Origin of the sequence: Nonomuraea turcica (assembly GCF_030718205.1) — a bacterium.
GTDB lineage: Bacteria > Actinomycetota > Actinomycetes > Streptosporangiales > Streptosporangiaceae > Nonomuraea.
On the sequence record NZ_JAUZQF010000001.1, the window covers coordinates 243,993 to 258,566 of the forward strand.

The following is a 14,574-nucleotide window of genomic DNA, read 5'->3' on the forward strand; positions in this document are numbered from 1 at the left end:
ACTTCTCCATGAGCGACTGGGGCAACGACGTGTACCGGGACCCCGACGAGACAGACGAATACGGCCTTCAGATCGGGCCGCGAACAGCGGCCGATCCAAGCGCGAAATTTCGGCCAGCTGTGACCAGTACCTGAAGAAGACTCCCGTCCCTGTGCCTTGGTCCCCGCCGAACTCGGCTGCGCTGCCCTGCCCATCGAGGCCTCCGCCGCCGCTTCGGCCACGCCTCCACCGAGACCACCCAGCTGTACGCACTGCTGGACAACAAGATCCCTGACACCCGAGATCCGCGCCGCCCGCCGACGACGCGACCGCGCTGTCGACGGCTGCGGTCGCAGTGTCCTACGGTGATGCCATGGGACTGCGTATCGGTGCCTTAATCGTCGATTCCCAAGATCCCGGACGACTGGCCAGGTTCTGGGCAGAGGTACTGGATTGGGTGATCAGCCAAGACGAAGATCCTGAGTGGGTCGTCGAGCCACCCGAAGGTAGTCGCGAAGACTGCGTCGTGGCCGACCTGTTGTTCATCAAGGTGCCTGAGATGCCCATCCGCCGCAGGTCCGAGCACAGTGGCTACAGCGGTACGAGGCCTACCAGCCGGTTCACACCTCAACGTGATGGTCCAGATGGCCGGCGACAAGCGGACGTCGCTATGTGTGGGTGTCGGCGAGCCATGTGCGGCGACTGGCGAGCACCGGCAGAGACCCGTAAGCCCCTTCGACTTTGTCCATGACACGGCTAAGACCGATGCGATCTTCGATGTTGAGAACGTGATCGCGTACGGCGTGGGTGCGGTTTCACTGTCAGCCGAGGGACTGGAGATGGGCCATCTCGTCGTCGGACAGCCGCAGCATTCCGGCAGTCACGTTCTCGGCGAGGTGGTGCGGATTCCCGGTGCCCGGGATGACCAGCACATGCGGCCCTCGCTGCAGCGTCCAGGCCAGCCGGATCTGCGCGGGTGTCGCGCCGTGCGCATGGGCGATGGCGAGCACGTCCTGGTGCTCCGTGGCGGTCGCCCCTGCCTCGCGCCCGGCGCCTGCGATCGCGAAGAACGGCACGTAAGCGATACCCTGCTCGCCGCAGCTGCGTAGGAGCTCCTGTTCGCCGGCCGACGCGCCGATGCCGAAGGAGTTCTGCACGCACACCACCGGCGCGATGGCCTGGGCCTCAGCCAGCTGCTCTGGTGTGACGTTGGATATCCCCAGGTGGCGAATGAGCCCAGCGTCGCGAAGCTCGGCCAGCGCGCCGAAATGGTCAGTGATCGAGCCGGTCTTCCGGCTTGGGGGGATGCGCAGGTTCACCACGTCGAGATGGTCACGCCCCAGCTGGCGCAGGTTCTCCTCGACCTGACCGCGCAACTGCTCTGGCGTGGCCCACCACCATCCACCCGACGGATCACGCGCCGGCCACACTTTCGTGGCGATGACGAGGTCGTCCGGATAGGGGGCCAACGCTCGGTTGATCAGCTCATTGGCCGACAGGTGCGGCGAGAAGTAGAACGCGGCGGTGTCGATGTGGTTGACCCCAAGCTCGATCGCGCGCCGCAGCACGCCGATCGAACGATCGCGGTCGCCCGGGATACCGGGGCCGAAGGCGACGCTGCCCGTCAGACGCATCGCTCCGAACCCGATCCGGTTGACGGTCAGGTTGCCGAGGTCCCAGGTGCCCGCCGACGCGGCGGTGTTCGTCTGTGTAGTCATGATCAGGTGTATGTCCTTGCCTAGGAGTCTGCCGGAGAGGTGTGTGAGCGCCCGCGGTCATCGGGTCTGGCCGGATCCGGGCATGAAAAAAGCCTCCCCGTGCGGAGTTGCTCCGGCCAAGAAGGCTCAAACAGTAATGATCAGTTTATCAGCTTGATCCGAGGGCCGGGATTTTGACCTCGGCTACGTGCTGGCCATCGCCGGCAACCGGCGCGTGAACCTGTTCGGGTCCGACCGTAGCCCGGCCGACATCGCCGCCAGTGTGGCCGATCGGCACTGGCATCGCTACCGCGCATGCGGCCATCGTGTCGTGTGGGCGGACGTGGCGGCCGCCGAGATCCCGGTCATCGGCTCCGAGAGCGACGCGCCTTCGGGCAGCTCACGGCATGCCACTCCCAGCAAAGCCCCGGCCCGTGGTCGGGCCAGGGGGTCGGCATCGCGGCTCACGCCACGATCGGGAAGCGGCGATCCAGACCGGTGACGCGCAGCAGCCGGGCCATGAACGGGGGCATGCCGGTCAAGGCCAGCGTGATGCCCCGTGCCCGGGCCCGGCCTTGCACGCCGAGCAGCACACCCAGCCCGCCGGCACTGCAGAAGGTGACCTGGGACAGGTCCAGGATGAGCAGGCTGGAGCTGTGGGTAAGGGCGTTCACCAGTCGCTGGCGCAGCTGCGCTGTAGTGAAGATGTCGATGTTCCCGGCCAGGTGCACGAGGGTGGACGCGGAGGCGGACGCCCCGTGGAATGGGGCGGTGTCGATGACGGTCATGGAAGTCTCCTGTTCGGAGAGGCTGAAAATGGGATGAGGAGCCTGCCGGCCGGAGATCGGTCCGCTGCCAGAACGGGCAGTGCCTGAACCGCTCAATCTGGCCGGCAGGCGGCACGTGGTCACGCCGGCGCTGACGGCCGTCTGACGGTGGACTGCGCCTCCTGCTCGGTGACCGATCCGGCCTCGTTCTCCCAGTGGGCCGAACTGCCGGCGGGCGTCGCGCGGACAGCGGGGTCGGGCGGCAGGTGCGCGAGGGTGAAAATGGCGTCGATAGTCCAGCCGGTGGTGTCCTGGGCGGTGAGCTTGAGGGTGGCCTCGGCAGGGCCGGTGGTGGTGCCCGGCGGGATGGTCAGCAGGACGACCGGCTCGGCGGCGGCGAAGAATAGAATGATCACACGCGGATCGGCGTGGTGGAACCAGCCGACCCGGACCTGCCGCCCGCGTGCCGGGATCCGGCGCGGGACGCGCTGCCACGCGTCCCGGTGCACACTGATGCGGAGCGTGACCCGGCCAAGCAGCTGGTCCACGGCGGCGATGAGGCCAGGCAGTTCGGCCCTTGCGTCGCGGGAGTAGGGCCACCAGGCCCCGTTCACCACGGCTCGTCGATCCAGCACCGGGTGGAGACTGAGCCGTAGCGCGGAATCGACCTGAGGGATCGCGGATGAGGCGGAGCTGAGCGGTGTGCGTTGAGAAAGAAGTATCGGCGTCATGGTCGCCTGACCCGTCCAGGCCCTCCGCAGAGGGACCGGTAGCGTTGGTTCGCCGCGGGCGACGCCAGCCTGAGTGCCAACGCTCGAAATGTCCTCGGTGCCTTTACTCTACCTCATCGCCCGCGAATGAGCTGGCCGGCTTGATCATGTTGGGGCCGTTGAACAGCAGGCTAGCCGCATGGCGATCTCGGTCGTGAAAGCAGTCCGCAGGCGGAAGGGCCACATGCGATGGGCGGCCATTCGTCACTGTGGTGGATGCATCTCCTTGATGAGGGTGTCGAGCGGCACATGGGCGAATCCGATGCGGGTGTCGCTCGCCCCGTAGGGCAGCCACACGGCGTCATCGTGGAGGAGGCCGCCGCAGGAGTACACCACGTTGGGCACGTAGCCTTCACGTTCGGTGCAGTCGGCGGTGAGCAGTGGGCCGGGGAGTTCGGCGATGACGCGTTGTGGCTGGTGGGAGTCGAGCAGCAGGGCGCCGATGGCGTAGTCGCGCATGGGGCCGACGCCGTGGGTCAGGACGAGCCAGCCGAATCTGGTCTCGATGGGGGATCCGCAGTTGCCCACTTGGATGAGTTCCCAGTCGCGGCGCGGGGTGTGCAGGGGTACCGGCCGTTGCCACCTGTTGTGCCGGTCAAGGGCGGTGAGTCCGGTGGTCTCGCCGTCGGAACGGCACAGCGCCAGCCTGCGTCCGCCGACCAGCCGGGGGAACAACGCCATGCCCTTGTTCACTGCGGCGGGGCCGCGCATGGGAGTGATCTCGAAATGGCGCAGGTCGTCGCTGGTGATCAGGTGAGAACGGATGTGCTGCCCGTCGTAGGCGGTGTAAGTGGCGCGGTACGACGGCCTGCCGTCTTCGTCGATGATCCGTACGAATCGTGCGTCCTCCATGCCGTTGCACTCGGCTGCGGTCGCCGGCCAGAGGACTCGCCGGTGAAGTGGGAGCTCGGCGGGGAATGCCACGGCGTAGTCCAAGCGCGTCGCGCGGCGCATCTCTTCGAGGGTCGACTGCGTGCTGGTGCGAGTGAGCAGGTCAGTGGGGAGCTGGGCGATCGCGTGTTCGAAGTCGTCGTCCTCGAAACGTTCCGGCAGGGATCGCAGCATGCTGGCCGTCACCTCGTTGTCCCAGGCGTCGTCGGCGAGTCCGGCGGCGAGCAGGTCGCGCCGATGATGGGTCCGGTGCCGGCGTCCAACGGAGAGCGTCCCGGAGCGGTCGGCGATGCCGAGGTCGGAGCCGGGCCCGAGCACTGCCGTGGTGAAGCCGATGGAGGACAGATGGCCCTCGCCGATCTGCCGCAGGCTGATCGCCACGCGGAGCTGTCCGGTGCTCAGGCCGGACTGGTCGGGATGGGGGATCATCGACGGGTTGCACACCGCGGCGGCCTCCACGGCGTACTCGTGACTGAAGTAGGCGCCCACGAGGAGGCGGGCCGGCAGGGACAGGTCGACGTCGCGCGGGACGCGATGGCGGATCAGGTCGTGGTGATGGGCGAAGGTCGCTTCAAGGTCGTGGTGCCGCCCGCCGAATCGCCGCAGCGTCCGCTGGAGCATCTCGGTCGTCTGGTCGTGATCGAGGAGGAGGACGCGGTCGATCAGCGCGGCGGCCCGGGTACGGGTGAGCGCGGCGTCCTCGCCGGGCACGAAGAGCTTGATGATCACTCTTCGCGGGTCGGGAGTCAGCGTCGGGCCGAGCCGTGTGGCCAGATCCCTGGTGGTCATGCGAGCCGCCTGGCGTGTTGCATGGTGGAGATCAGCGCGATGGTCGACTCCGCGCCCTGGTTGAGGTTCGGGCCTTGCTCGGTCAGGCCGTCGTAGCCTCCGCCGGTCGCCGGGTCCCACATCGGAACGCCGGCGTCGTTGGCACCCTGGAACCACTCCACTGCCCCCCGTACCTTCTCCTGCCACGAAGGGTCACCGGTCGCGAGTCCGGCGGTGGCGCAGGCGTCGGCGAGCGCGGCCACCTCGATCGGCTGCTGGTCGTAGCGAGACCGCGGCGCGCCCTGCCGCCAGCCGGCGGCAGGCACGACCGAGAGCCGGCCGTTCTTCGTCTGAATGTCACACAGCCACGTGAGCATGCGCAGGCCGACGCTGAGTAGCTGCCGGTCATCACTCAGGTCTCCGGCGGAGATGATCACCTCGGCGAGAGCGGCGTTGGCGTACGTCAGCTGCGGCTGTGGCCACGGCCAGGAGGGGTTCTCCGAGGGAGCACCGATCGTCTCCACGGCGTTCATCAGCAGGGTTGCGGCCACGCTGCTGTCCGGGGTGGCGCGTAGGACCTCCGCCGCGCCGAGCCCGGCGAAGGCCATGGCGCGCGGATGTGGGGAGCGCTGTTCGGCCCCGAGGGTGAAGGCGCGCAGAGCCTCATTCCGTATCCACGGAGCGGAGTTGCGGGCCGCGGCTGTGCCAAGGCCCCACATCGCCCGGCCCCACCAATCGCCGACGTCTGGCCGGTCACTCCAGCGCCGGTCGAAGGCGAGCCTGTTGCGGAACGCGCCGGAACGATCCTGAGCGTGCGTGAGGAAGGCCAGATAGCACTCGCTCAGCCGGGTCAGGCGGTGCGCCGGGTGCGGCTCCCGGCTGGCGACGACGAGGCCGCGGGCGACGTCGTCGGTGCAGTAACCGTGATGGCGCAAGACGGTGGCGTGCCGGGCATGCTCGAACAGGCCGGTGTCGTCGCTCATCCGGACCAGGTGCCTGAATCCAGGAGTGACGGTGCTCACGGCAGCACCGCGGCCGTCGCGGCCGGCCTCTGCGCGAGGAGCGACCGGGCGAGGCCGTCGTATCGGGCCGCGACCGCGGGCCACAGCAGGGTCGGGATCAGGGCGCGGGTACGGCCGGTGAGATCGTCGGCCAGCCCGGGTTGTGTGAGGACACGGCGTACGGCGGAGGCGAGCGCTGCGGGGTCGCCGTGGGGGACCAGAAGTCCTGGACCGCAGGTGAGCAGTTCCACGGCGTGGGGGAAGGAGGTGGCGACGACCGGCACGCCCGCGGCGACGGCCTCGATGAGGACGCCGGATGTGACCTGCTCCGCTGAGTCATAGGGCAGCACGACGACGTCCGCCGAGCGGATGAGTCGGCTCAGCGAGTCCTGATCCCGGTAGACAGGGTCGTGTCGTACGGCCTTGGACACCCCGATCCGGGCGGCGAGTTCATACAGGCGGTTGCGATAGGCCTCGCCTTGGTGTTCCAGCACCTTGGGGTGGGTCTTTCCGGCGATCGTGTAGGTCGGTGACGGGTCGAGGCCTCGCAGGAGCGCGAGCGCGCGCAACGCCCACTCGATGCCTTTACCGGGCCCGAGCAGGCCCCAGGTGAGCAGATGCGGACGAGGGTGGCGCCGAGCTGGGCCCCGCAGATGCTCGGCGGCACCGTGCGGGATGACGAACACCTTGCCGGCGTCCACCCGGTAGCCGGCCGTCAATCGGTCACGAGCGGTGCCGGTCATGGTCACGATCGCGCCGGCGGCGGCCCCGATCTCCTCGAGCAGGGCTTTCTGCTGAGGTGTGGGCCTGGCCAGGACGGTGTGCAGGACCACGATGCTCGGCACGATGAGGCAACGCAGCAGCGGCAGGACGTCCCGGCCGTCCGCGCCGGGGTAGATGCCGTATTCGTGCTGCACGATGGCTACGTCGAAGTCCTCGAGAGCGGCGGCCGCGGTCTTCCACCCGCCGGGAGTGTTCGCAGTCCAGGTGTGCACGACCCACGGCTGAGGCCGTTCGTCGTCGCCTTCCGCGGTGACACGGACGATCCCGCCGAACACACCGCCCCTGGTGAGATGGGCGGCGAGGGCGGAGTTGAAGGTCGCGAGCCCGCATTGGGTGGGCGGGTGCGTGCTGAGAAAGCCGTATGTGAGGGCCACTGCCCTGCCTTTCGGTCATCCAGCCGCACCAGAACGCACGCCGATGCGGCTCGCGCGGTGAAGACGGCTACCCCGTCTGCCTGTGCGGTGGAGCCCGGAGCCTGCACCGGGGGCCCGCCTCATATCGGGGGCCCGGCGGTCGCGACCCTCAGCTGATGGCGTGGTCTGCGGCCATTTGACACTATCAGTCGCTGACCTTGTCCAAGGTCAGCGATCCTCCGGTCGGCACAGCGGAAAATGCCGGCCTTCGTCCAGCGTGGCGACGTCTACGGGATGTCCGCGTGGGTTTTCCTGGTGTGTCTGGCGGCGTTCCGGCCGGCCCATTGGATGGCGTGGTCCGCGACTCGTTCCCATTGGGGGGCGCCGAGGGCGAAGTGCGGCATACGGGCGAACTCCTGGTAGTCGGTGACCGCGCGGGACGTGCGGTAGCGCTGGTAGGTCGCGCGAACCAGCGTGGCGGGAACGGTGTGGTCGGCGCCGCCGGCGATCAGGAGCAGCGGGGCGCGGGTGTCATTGCGCACGTCCACCCTGGTGGCGGGATGCCGTCGCAGATTGGCGGCGGCCGCTTGGAACAGTGGCCGGCCAGGAGCCGGGACGTGATAGCGCTGGTAGATCACCTCTGACTCGTGCGGGGTCAGAGTGTTGGTGAACGCGTAGTGGAACTGCCTGGGGCTCAGCGCCACGGTCCGAGTGCGGTTGGCGGGGTTGGCCAGGGCCGGCAGGGCGGCGCGCAGGCTGCTGAGCGGCAGCCGTAGCACACCCTTGATCGGAGCGGGGTGGATCGCGACGCCGGCGGCGCCCAGACCGCGGTTCAGCAGGATCTGGACGATCAGGCCGCCGAAGGAGTGGCCGACGATGATGGGCGGCCGGGCCTGATCTCGGACGACAGTCTCGTAGAAGTCGGCCACCTCGGTGATGCCGAGGCCGTTCATCACCTCAGGATTCTTGCGCAGCGCTTCGACCTCGATCTCCATGCCCGGCCAGGCCGGCGCGAGTACCTGATGGCCGAGCTGGGTGTAGTGCTCGATCCAGTGCTCCCAGGCGCGTGGGGTCAGCCAGAGCCCGTGGATGAGGATGATGGGAGGCTTGGCGCCGGTGTTCTCTGGTCCGGTCATGGAGCTACTCCTGAGAGGTCATTGGTCTGGTAACCGGCAGCCGTGGGCGTTACGGGGACGCGACGCGGCAGTCGGAGCTCAGCTCGCCGGCGGCGTCCCCGGTCCGGGCGGGTTCGCTCCGGCGTCCCTCCAGGACACACGAGCATGGACCAGAGGGAAACAGGGAGGTTGCGCGCAGCTCATCTCCCTGGCTGATAACCCGGCCGATCAGCGCCAGCCGAGCGAGTAGCGCCAACGCTCGTCCATGAGCCCACACTCCACGAGGCACCTAGAGTGGGGGAGACGCCTGGATCGGCGCCGCTCAGCAGAAAGGGTTGGCGGGCATGGAGCTACGTCAGCTGCGCTATTTCGTGACGCTGGCTGAAGAGTTGCATTTCGGCCGGGCCGCGGCCCGCGAGCACATCGTGCAGTCCGCGCTGAGCCAGCAGATCCAGCGGCTGGAACGCGAGTTGGGCGTGCGACTGCTGGATCGCAGCACCCACCACGTCGCTCTGACCCCGGCGGGCGCGGCTTTCCTCATCGAGGCGCGCCAGATCCTCGACCACGTGGGCCGCGCCGGGCAAGCCGCACGCAACGCCGTCGCGTCAGCGCCCACGCTCCGTGTCGGCATCATCGACGCCGGCTACGACACCATGCCGCAGATCCTGCGCGAATTCCAACACGCCCATCCCGACATCACGATCCACCAGGTCGAATCAGGCACCCCCGAGCAGTACCGGCAACTGGCCGACGGCCGCCTGGACATCGCCATCGGACCTGCTGGCCAGACCCCGGCCGCAGTGGAGTCCAAGCTGATCAGACTCGATCCGCTCGGCGTGCTGGTGCCCGACGACCACGACTTCGCCGACATGACGGACGGCGTACGCGTCGCCGCTCTCGCTGACGAACCCCTGCTGCTCGGCGAGGAATCCCAAACGCCGGAGCTCAACCAGTTCGTCCTCGAGCTGTGCCGTTCGGCCGGGTTCGCGCCCACCATCTACGAGGGAACCGTTGAGAGCACCCGCGCCGCGGCTGACCTCGTACTCCAGCGCCGGTGCGTGCACTGCGTCCCCTCCTCCTTTCGCACCTCCACCCGGCCGGGCACCACCTGGCGGCCCCTGATCGAACCTGCCACGCACTACCCCTGGTCACTGTTGTGGTACGACGCCAACCCCTCTCCCCACATCGCCACCGTCATCGACAGCGCACGCCAACTCGCCGAGCGGCTCGGCTGGCTGGAACCCGCCGTCCCGCCCACCGGACCAACGCCCGGCGGAGGGGCTCCGAGCGTCACCAGCCACAGCGATGAGCCTGTCTGATGCGCCGGCTCGAACCATGGTGTACGCCACGAAGCCCAGGTGCTGCAGACAGTGGATGGCGTGGTCCGCGACTTGTTCCCGCGCCGAGGGCGAAGTGCGGCATACGGGCGAACTCCTGGTAGTCGGTGACCGCGCGGGACGTGCGGTAGCGCTGGTGGGTCTGGCGGACCAGCGTGGCGCCGTCGCAGGGTTAGCGATGGCCGCCGGCACGGTAGGCGGATGTGGAGGGCAGTTGCCTACAGCGTTCGATGCTGGGCAGGTGCTCCTTGCGGATTCTGGCGAGAGGGGGCGGGCCGTGTCAGAGAATGTCGCGTTGATCATTCGATTCCGCCTGGTGGGCGGTGAAGACATTTCCGTGATGAGCGGGGACTTCGCTGGGGAGCCGGAGGCGGTGGCGGCGGTCGCACGTGCTGTGGACGAGCGGCGCAGCCTGGTGTTGATGCGGGCGAGATATGACCGTGAGGCTGACGTGCACGGCGTGGTCATCAACCTCGCCAATGTGGTGTCGGTGCGTGTGTCGAAGACAGACAGCGCCGAGGCGGGCCAGTACCTGTAGCGGGCGGGCTGCCCAACATGACACGGCAGAGAGGGAATCCAGTACGGGGGAACCGGATCAGTTATGACGGGACGTGTGCCGGAGGGCCGCAAGGTTGTGGTGGACCGGTCGGAAGGCTTCGGCGAGCGGCTGCTGGGGCAGTTGCTGGACCGGGCTCACGCTATGCCCCCACAGCTGATCGCTCCGTTGGTGGCGGAGGAGGTGCGCAGGATCGGTGGCCGGGATGTGTCGATCTTGCTGCTGGCCTATGACCAGGTGATGTTGGTGCCGCTGCCGGGCAGGGGGCTCATGGGGGGCGATCCCGTGCCCATTGACGGGTCATGGGCAGGTGAGGCTTTTGTCAGCGAGGCGAGGCAGGAGCATCCGGTGGCCGACGGCATCCGGATGTTCCTGCCGCTGCTTGATGGCAGTGACGAGGTCGGGGTGATGGCCCTGACCCTCAGCAGGGTCGACGACGACGACCGCCGATTTCTGCGACGGCTGGCCGGCCTGGTCGCCGATATGCTCGTCATCAAGAACAGCTATACAGACGAGTTCTCCCGGGCGCGGCGTCGCGAGCCGATGAGCGTGTCGGCGGAGATCCAGTGGTCGCTGTTGCCCCCGTTGTCCATGGCCATCCCGCAGGTCGCGGTTGCCGGGATCATGGAGCCGGCCTATGACGTCGCCGGGGATAGCTTGGATTACGCCCTCAACGACGAGGTCCTGCACATGGCCGTTATTGACGCGATGGGCCATGGTTTGAACGCCGCTGTGCTGGCGACCGTGGCCATTGGCGCCTATCGGCGTGCCAGGCGCGCCAACGTGGGGCTTGCCGAATTGTATGAATTCATGGATACCGCCATCAATGAGCAGTTCGGTCCCGATCAGTTCGTCACGGCGCAGATGGCGCGTCTGGATATCGGGTCGGGTTACTTGGAATGGGTCAACGCGGGACATCCGGCGCCGTTGCTGATCCGCGGCAACCGGGTCATTGAGGCGTTGGAAGGTGCGGGCACCCGACCGGTCGGTTTCGGCGGTGCCGCCCCGCAGATCAACACGCGCCAGCTCATGCGTCACGATCGGGTGCTGTTCTACACCGATGGTCTTGTCGAAGAGCACGAGATCGGTGGTGAGCAGTTCGGCGAAGAACGTCTGATCAACTCCATCGAGCGTGTCGGGCCCATGACGAGAAGCGTGCAGCAGATGGTACGAAGCCTTTCTCACACCCTGATGCGGCAGAGGAAGGGGACGACAAGTGATGACGCGACCCTCTTCCTGGTCGAATGGTGCGGCGGAACCGCCGACCACCTGGCCGAGGTCTTTGACCGTTCTGAACATTCTGCTGATGCGGTCGCGGGCAAGGCTTATCATCAGCCGTGCTCACCGGCCGGACGCTGCCGGGACGACCAGACGGTTCTGATCTCGGAGACGCCGCAAAACTGACCCCCTGGGGACGCTCTCCCGTTGACCACAGCCGGCACCGGGCGCAGAGCCCCGGCCTGTGGTGGGCACGACGGGATCGGACAACTCTCGGATCTCAAGGACGGCACGGTGAAGAGTGATGAATGATCGACCTCCGCGGCGGCCGGATCCGAACGATGACATGGATCAGGCACTGGCCGACGTCTTGAAAGCGATCGGCACAGCCTCGCGCGCACTCGCCTTTCAGAACGCGACGAGCATGGCCTGCCGCGGTGACCGGCAGCGGCTCGCCGTCTGTCTTGAGGCGATGACGCCTGGTCAGCTAGTTGAGGTGGCTGCCGCCGCCCGGTTGCTCAGCACCGAGGCCGACCACGCGCTCGCCAGGAGGGAGCCGTAACGGGTGTGCGGTCCGCACCGAAACGTGTGATCAGGTGCCGAGCGCGTTGGCAGCGGCGGCGGGTGTGGTGCCGGGTGGGATGACGAGCAGGTTGAAGTGCTCGATACCCGGGATGATCAGGTTGATCGGCACTCACTGCGAGAGCCGTGGCTCGCTATCGCCTCAGGTGATGAGGCTAGCTGGGATTGCGTGTTTCCGCGGGCTCGCTGAGCACCTTGAGTGGTGGGTGACCAGTCGGCGCAGCTTGCGTCGCTGTCACGGTGAGGGGGTCGTCATGACCCTGGACGCACAAAGAACGAGCGCGACCGACCGCGCACGCCTGAATGGTCAGGCGCCGCGCTGCGATCACGTCGACCTGCTCCCGGCTGTGGAGTACGGACCACCCGAATGCAAGGAATGTCTGGCCCTCGGCCAGACCTGGACGCGGTTGCTGGTGTGCCTGACCTGCGGGTGGGTGGCCTGTTCCGATGATTCACGCGGGCGTCATGCCCGTGCCCACTACCGGGAGACCGACCACCCGGTGGTCACCGTCCTGGAGCCACGGTCGACGTGGCGTTGGTGTTACGTGCACTGCCGGACCGTATAGACGAGATGAGGGAGATTCCATGACTGTTTCCGAGCAGGCGGCGGAACGCCGTCAGGACTACGACGGCGCATCGCCGTTCCCCGAGGCAGCAGGACACGCGCCGGCCGGTGGCGCTCAGGTGGGGCTGACGGCGGCGATCGTCGTGGCGCCGTTCATTGCGCTCGGTGTCGCGATCTTCCTGGCATGGGGGCAGGGAGTGGCGTTCACCGATCTGCTGCTGGCCGCGGGCTTGTATGTGGTGACCGGGCTGGGCGTGACGGTCGGGTTCCACCGGCTGCTGACTCATGGTTCTTTCACTGCGCGGCCATGGCTGCGCGTGGCGTTGGCGGTCGCTGGTTCGATGGGCTTCCAGGGCAACGTGATCGACTGGGTGGCGGTGCATCGCCGCCATCACGCGTTTACTGACCGGCCGGGCGATCCGCACTCTCCCTACCGATACGGAACCGGTCTTCGCGGGCAGCTTCGGGGGCTTGCCCACGCTCACCTTGGCTGGATGTTCACCGACGACCAGACGCCGGCCGAGCGCTATGCCCCGGACCTGCTGGCCGATCCGGCCATGGTCCGGGTGACACGCGCTTTTCCCGCGTTGTGTGCGCTGTCGCTCGCGCTGCCGTTCCTGGCCGGCTGGGCGATCACCGGCACCCTGTACGGTGGCCTGACCGCTTTCCTGTGGGCCGGGTTGATCCGCATCGCGCTGCTGCAGCACGTCACCTGGAGCGTCAACTCCCTGTGCCACGTCGTCGGCAGCAGGCCTTTCAAAACCCGCCGCCACGACCGCTCCACCAACCTGTGGCCGCTGGCCCTGCTGTCCTTCGGCGAGAGCTGGCACAACGGCCATCACAGCGAGCCCAGCTGCGCCCGTCACGGTCTCGAGCGGGGCCAAATCGACCCGGCGGGCGGGGTGATCCGCCTGCTAGAGCGGCTGGGTTGGGCCAGCGACGTGCACTGGCCCGATGCCGACCGCGTCCAACACCGCCGCGCCGCGCCGCGATCACAAGCCCGCGCCCCGGCCGGAGACTGAGCGATGCCGCTTGCGATGTCGCTGCCGGCACCTCCACCCGGCCGGGCACCTCGTGCGGCCGCGGCCACGATCGCGTCCTTCTCCGCGTCGGTGAGGACCTTGGTTCGGACCAGCTCGCCGGAGCCGGCCCCGCCCACGATCACCTACCTGCGCAGGTCCGAGCCTGGGCAGGCGTCGCGCTCGGGCGTGTATCGGAGCAGGTGTGAGCCGTACTGCTCGTCCTGGGGCCTGAGCACCGGCCCCATCACATGCTCGGCCAGCCGACTCACGATTCTTCCTTCCTGCCGCGAAGCCTGGAGGCCAGGAACCGGCCGGCTCGCTCCAGCGCCGCTGCCGCCTCGGCCGATTCGTTGTGCTGGAACACGTGCGGTTGGCGCGGAGCGACCTCCAACGTCACCGCGACCTCGTCGGCCCCGGCGCGCCCGGCCAGCCGTACGGCGTCGTCCAGCAGGAGCTCGCTCGATCCGACCTGGATCAGCAGGGGCGGCAGCCCGGTGAGGTCGGCGAAGACCGGGCTCACCTCGGGCGCCGACCTGTCACCGCCGGCGACGTACTGATCGAAGTACCACTCGAGATCGGCCGGGGTGAAGATGGGGTCGACCCCGTCCTTGGACCGCATGCTCCCGCCGCTGAGGGTGAGATCGACCGCCGGAGAGAACAGGACCGCCGCCGCCGGCATCGGCAGGCCCGCGTCCCGGGCGCGCAGCATGGTGACCACGGCCAGCCCGGCTCCGGCCGAGTCGCCCGCGATCACCAGCCGCTGGGGGTCGGTGCCGGAGTCCAGCAGTTCGCGGTAGGCCGCCAGGCAGTCATCGGACGCGGCCGGGAACGAATGCTCCGGCGCCAGCCGGTAGTCGAGCGAGATCGCCCGGCCGTCGAGGTGCTGCAGCAGCGCGACGGTGAGGTGGGCGGTGACACGCGCCGACCCGACCACGAAGGCGCCGCCGTGGAGATACAGCAGCACGTCCTCGCCTGCCGCACCGGGCGCTCCGATCCGCAGCTCCAGTGCCGGCCGTCCGCCGAGTGTGGTCGCCGATGAAGCGACATTCGCGGGTAAGGGCCTGGTGAGCATGGCCGCGAACTGCTCGCGCTGTTCGGCAAGGTTTCGCATCTGGTCCTCCAGCAAATTAGTCAAGCGACCTGACAGTCAGGTGACTTTACCACGCCTGC

General features: G+C 68.0%; 16 protein-coding genes. 7 read left to right on the forward strand and 9 right to left on the reverse strand.

Features of this window, described 5'->3' with window-relative positions:
• Nucleotides 1-352 precede the first annotated feature (352 nt).
• A complete protein-coding gene (locus tag Q9G87_RS60495; RefSeq protein WP_371825712.1) occupies nt 353-730 on the forward strand; it encodes a VOC family protein in 378 nt (125 codons plus the stop codon).
• A gap of 70 nt (nt 731-800) precedes the next feature.
• Here the strand turns inward: Q9G87_RS60495 and Q9G87_RS01195 are convergent, their stop codons facing one another.
• The 7 genes from Q9G87_RS01195 to Q9G87_RS01225 all read right to left on the reverse strand — a co-directional run bounded on the left by Q9G87_RS01195 (nt 801) and on the right by Q9G87_RS01225 (nt 8,145).
• Complete coding sequence (locus tag Q9G87_RS01195; RefSeq protein WP_305914263.1) at nt 801-1,697, reverse strand: oxidoreductase; 897 nt, start codon at nt 1,695-1,697, stop codon at nt 801-803.
• Nucleotides 1,698-2,140: 443 nt separating this feature from the next.
• Nucleotides 2,141-2,464 carry an STAS domain-containing protein gene (locus Q9G87_RS01200; protein ID WP_305914264.1) on the reverse strand — a complete coding sequence of 108 codons (324 nt, stop codon included), beginning with the start codon at nt 2,462-2,464 and terminating at the stop codon, nt 2,141-2,143.
• A gap of 119 nt (nt 2,465-2,583) precedes the next feature.
• Nucleotides 2,584-3,174 (reverse strand): DUF5994 family protein, encoded by a 591-nt coding sequence (locus Q9G87_RS01205; RefSeq protein WP_305914265.1) that lies wholly within the window; start codon nt 3,172-3,174, stop codon nt 2,584-2,586.
• A gap of 243 nt (nt 3,175-3,417) precedes the next feature.
• On the reverse strand, nt 3,418-4,893 hold the full coding sequence (locus Q9G87_RS01210) for a glycoside hydrolase family 130 protein (RefSeq protein ID WP_305914266.1): 1,476 nt from the start codon (nt 4,891-4,893) through the stop codon (nt 3,418-3,420).
• Nucleotides 4,890-5,894: a glycosyltransferase gene (locus Q9G87_RS01215; protein ID WP_305914267.1), complete on the reverse strand. Its 1,005-nt coding sequence runs from the start codon at nt 5,892-5,894 to the stop codon at nt 4,890-4,892. Before Q9G87_RS01215 ends, Q9G87_RS01210 begins: the two co-directional genes overlap by 4 nt.
• Entirely contained in the window at nt 5,891-7,030 is a 1,140-nt protein-coding gene (locus tag Q9G87_RS01220) for a glycosyltransferase (protein WP_305914268.1), read from the reverse strand. The genes Q9G87_RS01215 and Q9G87_RS01220 overlap by 4 nt, the downstream gene beginning before the upstream one ends.
• A gap of 266 nt (nt 7,031-7,296) precedes the next feature.
• Complete coding sequence (locus Q9G87_RS01225) at nt 7,297-8,145, reverse strand: alpha/beta hydrolase (RefSeq protein ID WP_305914269.1); 849 nt, start codon at nt 8,143-8,145, stop codon at nt 7,297-7,299.
• Nucleotides 8,146-8,468: 323 nt separating this feature from the next.
• Between Q9G87_RS01225 and Q9G87_RS01230 the strand changes: the two genes are divergently transcribed.
• From Q9G87_RS01230 to Q9G87_RS01255, 6 genes are all read left to right on the forward strand, one after another.
• Nucleotides 8,469-9,443, forward strand: coding sequence for a LysR family transcriptional regulator (locus Q9G87_RS01230; RefSeq protein ID WP_305914270.1), 975 nt, complete (start codon nt 8,469-8,471; stop codon nt 9,441-9,443).
• Between the two features lie 295 nt (nt 9,444-9,738).
• Nucleotides 9,739-9,999: a hypothetical protein gene (locus Q9G87_RS01235; RefSeq protein ID WP_305914271.1), complete on the forward strand. Its 261-nt coding sequence runs from the start codon at nt 9,739-9,741 to the stop codon at nt 9,997-9,999.
• A 63-nt stretch (nt 10,000-10,062) separates the two neighbouring features.
• On the forward strand, nt 10,063-11,421 hold the full coding sequence (locus tag Q9G87_RS01240; RefSeq protein WP_305914272.1) for a PP2C family protein-serine/threonine phosphatase: 1,359 nt from the start codon (nt 10,063-10,065) through the stop codon (nt 11,419-11,421).
• Between the two features lie 160 nt (nt 11,422-11,581).
• Nucleotides 11,582-11,797, forward strand: a complete 216-nt coding sequence (locus tag Q9G87_RS01245; protein WP_305914273.1) for a hypothetical protein — start codon at nt 11,582-11,584, stop codon at nt 11,795-11,797.
• Between the two features lie 274 nt (nt 11,798-12,071).
• Complete coding sequence (locus tag Q9G87_RS01250) at nt 12,072-12,383, forward strand: UBP-type zinc finger domain-containing protein (RefSeq protein WP_305914274.1); 312 nt, start codon at nt 12,072-12,074, stop codon at nt 12,381-12,383.
• A 19-nt stretch (nt 12,384-12,402) separates the two neighbouring features.
• On the forward strand, nt 12,403-13,404 hold the full coding sequence (locus Q9G87_RS01255; RefSeq protein WP_305914275.1) for an acyl-CoA desaturase: 1,002 nt from the start codon (nt 12,403-12,405) through the stop codon (nt 13,402-13,404).
• Between the two features lie 143 nt (nt 13,405-13,547).
• On the opposite strand, the gene Q9G87_RS01260 is transcribed toward Q9G87_RS01255, so the two are convergent.
• Together Q9G87_RS01260 and Q9G87_RS01265 are read right to left on the reverse strand one after the other, a co-directional pair.
• Nucleotides 13,548-13,673: a hypothetical protein gene (locus Q9G87_RS01260; RefSeq protein ID WP_305914276.1), complete on the reverse strand. Its 126-nt coding sequence runs from the start codon at nt 13,671-13,673 to the stop codon at nt 13,548-13,550.
• A complete protein-coding gene (locus Q9G87_RS01265; RefSeq protein WP_305914277.1) occupies nt 13,670-14,515 on the reverse strand; it encodes an alpha/beta hydrolase in 846 nt (281 codons plus the stop codon). The genes Q9G87_RS01260 and Q9G87_RS01265 overlap by 4 nt, the downstream gene beginning before the upstream one ends.
• Nucleotides 14,516-14,574: the final 59 nt, after the last annotated feature.

Coding starts and splice junctions, on each gene's coding strand:
- Q9G87_RS01250 (WP_305914274.1), top strand. CDS start 12,072: ATGACCCTGGACGCACAAAGAACGAGCGCGACCGACCGCGCACGCCTG.
- Q9G87_RS01255 (WP_305914275.1), top strand. CDS start 12,403: ATGACTGTTTCCGAGCAGGCGGCGGAACGCCGTCAGGACTACGACGGC.
- Q9G87_RS01265 (WP_305914277.1), bottom strand. CDS start 14,515: ATGCGAAACCTTGCCGAACAGCGCGAGCAGTTCGCGGCCATGCTCACC.
- Q9G87_RS01210 (WP_305914266.1), bottom strand. CDS start 4,893: ATGACCACCAGGGATCTGGCCACACGGCTCGGCCCGACGCTGACTCCC.
- Q9G87_RS01245 (WP_305914273.1), top strand. CDS start 11,582: ATGGATCAGGCACTGGCCGACGTCTTGAAAGCGATCGGCACAGCCTCG.
- Q9G87_RS01240 (WP_305914272.1), top strand. CDS start 10,063: ATGACGGGACGTGTGCCGGAGGGCCGCAAGGTTGTGGTGGACCGGTCG.
- Q9G87_RS01225 (WP_305914269.1), bottom strand. CDS start 8,145: ATGACCGGACCAGAGAACACCGGCGCCAAGCCTCCCATCATCCTCATC.
- Q9G87_RS01195 (WP_305914263.1), bottom strand. CDS start 1,697: ATGACTACACAGACGAACACCGCCGCGTCGGCGGGCACCTGGGACCTC.
- Q9G87_RS01200 (WP_305914264.1), bottom strand. CDS start 2,464: ATGACCGTCATCGACACCGCCCCATTCCACGGGGCGTCCGCCTCCGCG.
- Q9G87_RS01205 (WP_305914265.1), bottom strand. CDS start 3,174: ATGACGCCGATACTTCTTTCTCAACGCACACCGCTCAGCTCCGCCTCA.
- Q9G87_RS01230 (WP_305914270.1), top strand. CDS start 8,469: ATGGAGCTACGTCAGCTGCGCTATTTCGTGACGCTGGCTGAAGAGTTG.
- Q9G87_RS60495 (WP_371825712.1), top strand. CDS start 353: ATGGGACTGCGTATCGGTGCCTTAATCGTCGATTCCCAAGATCCCGGA.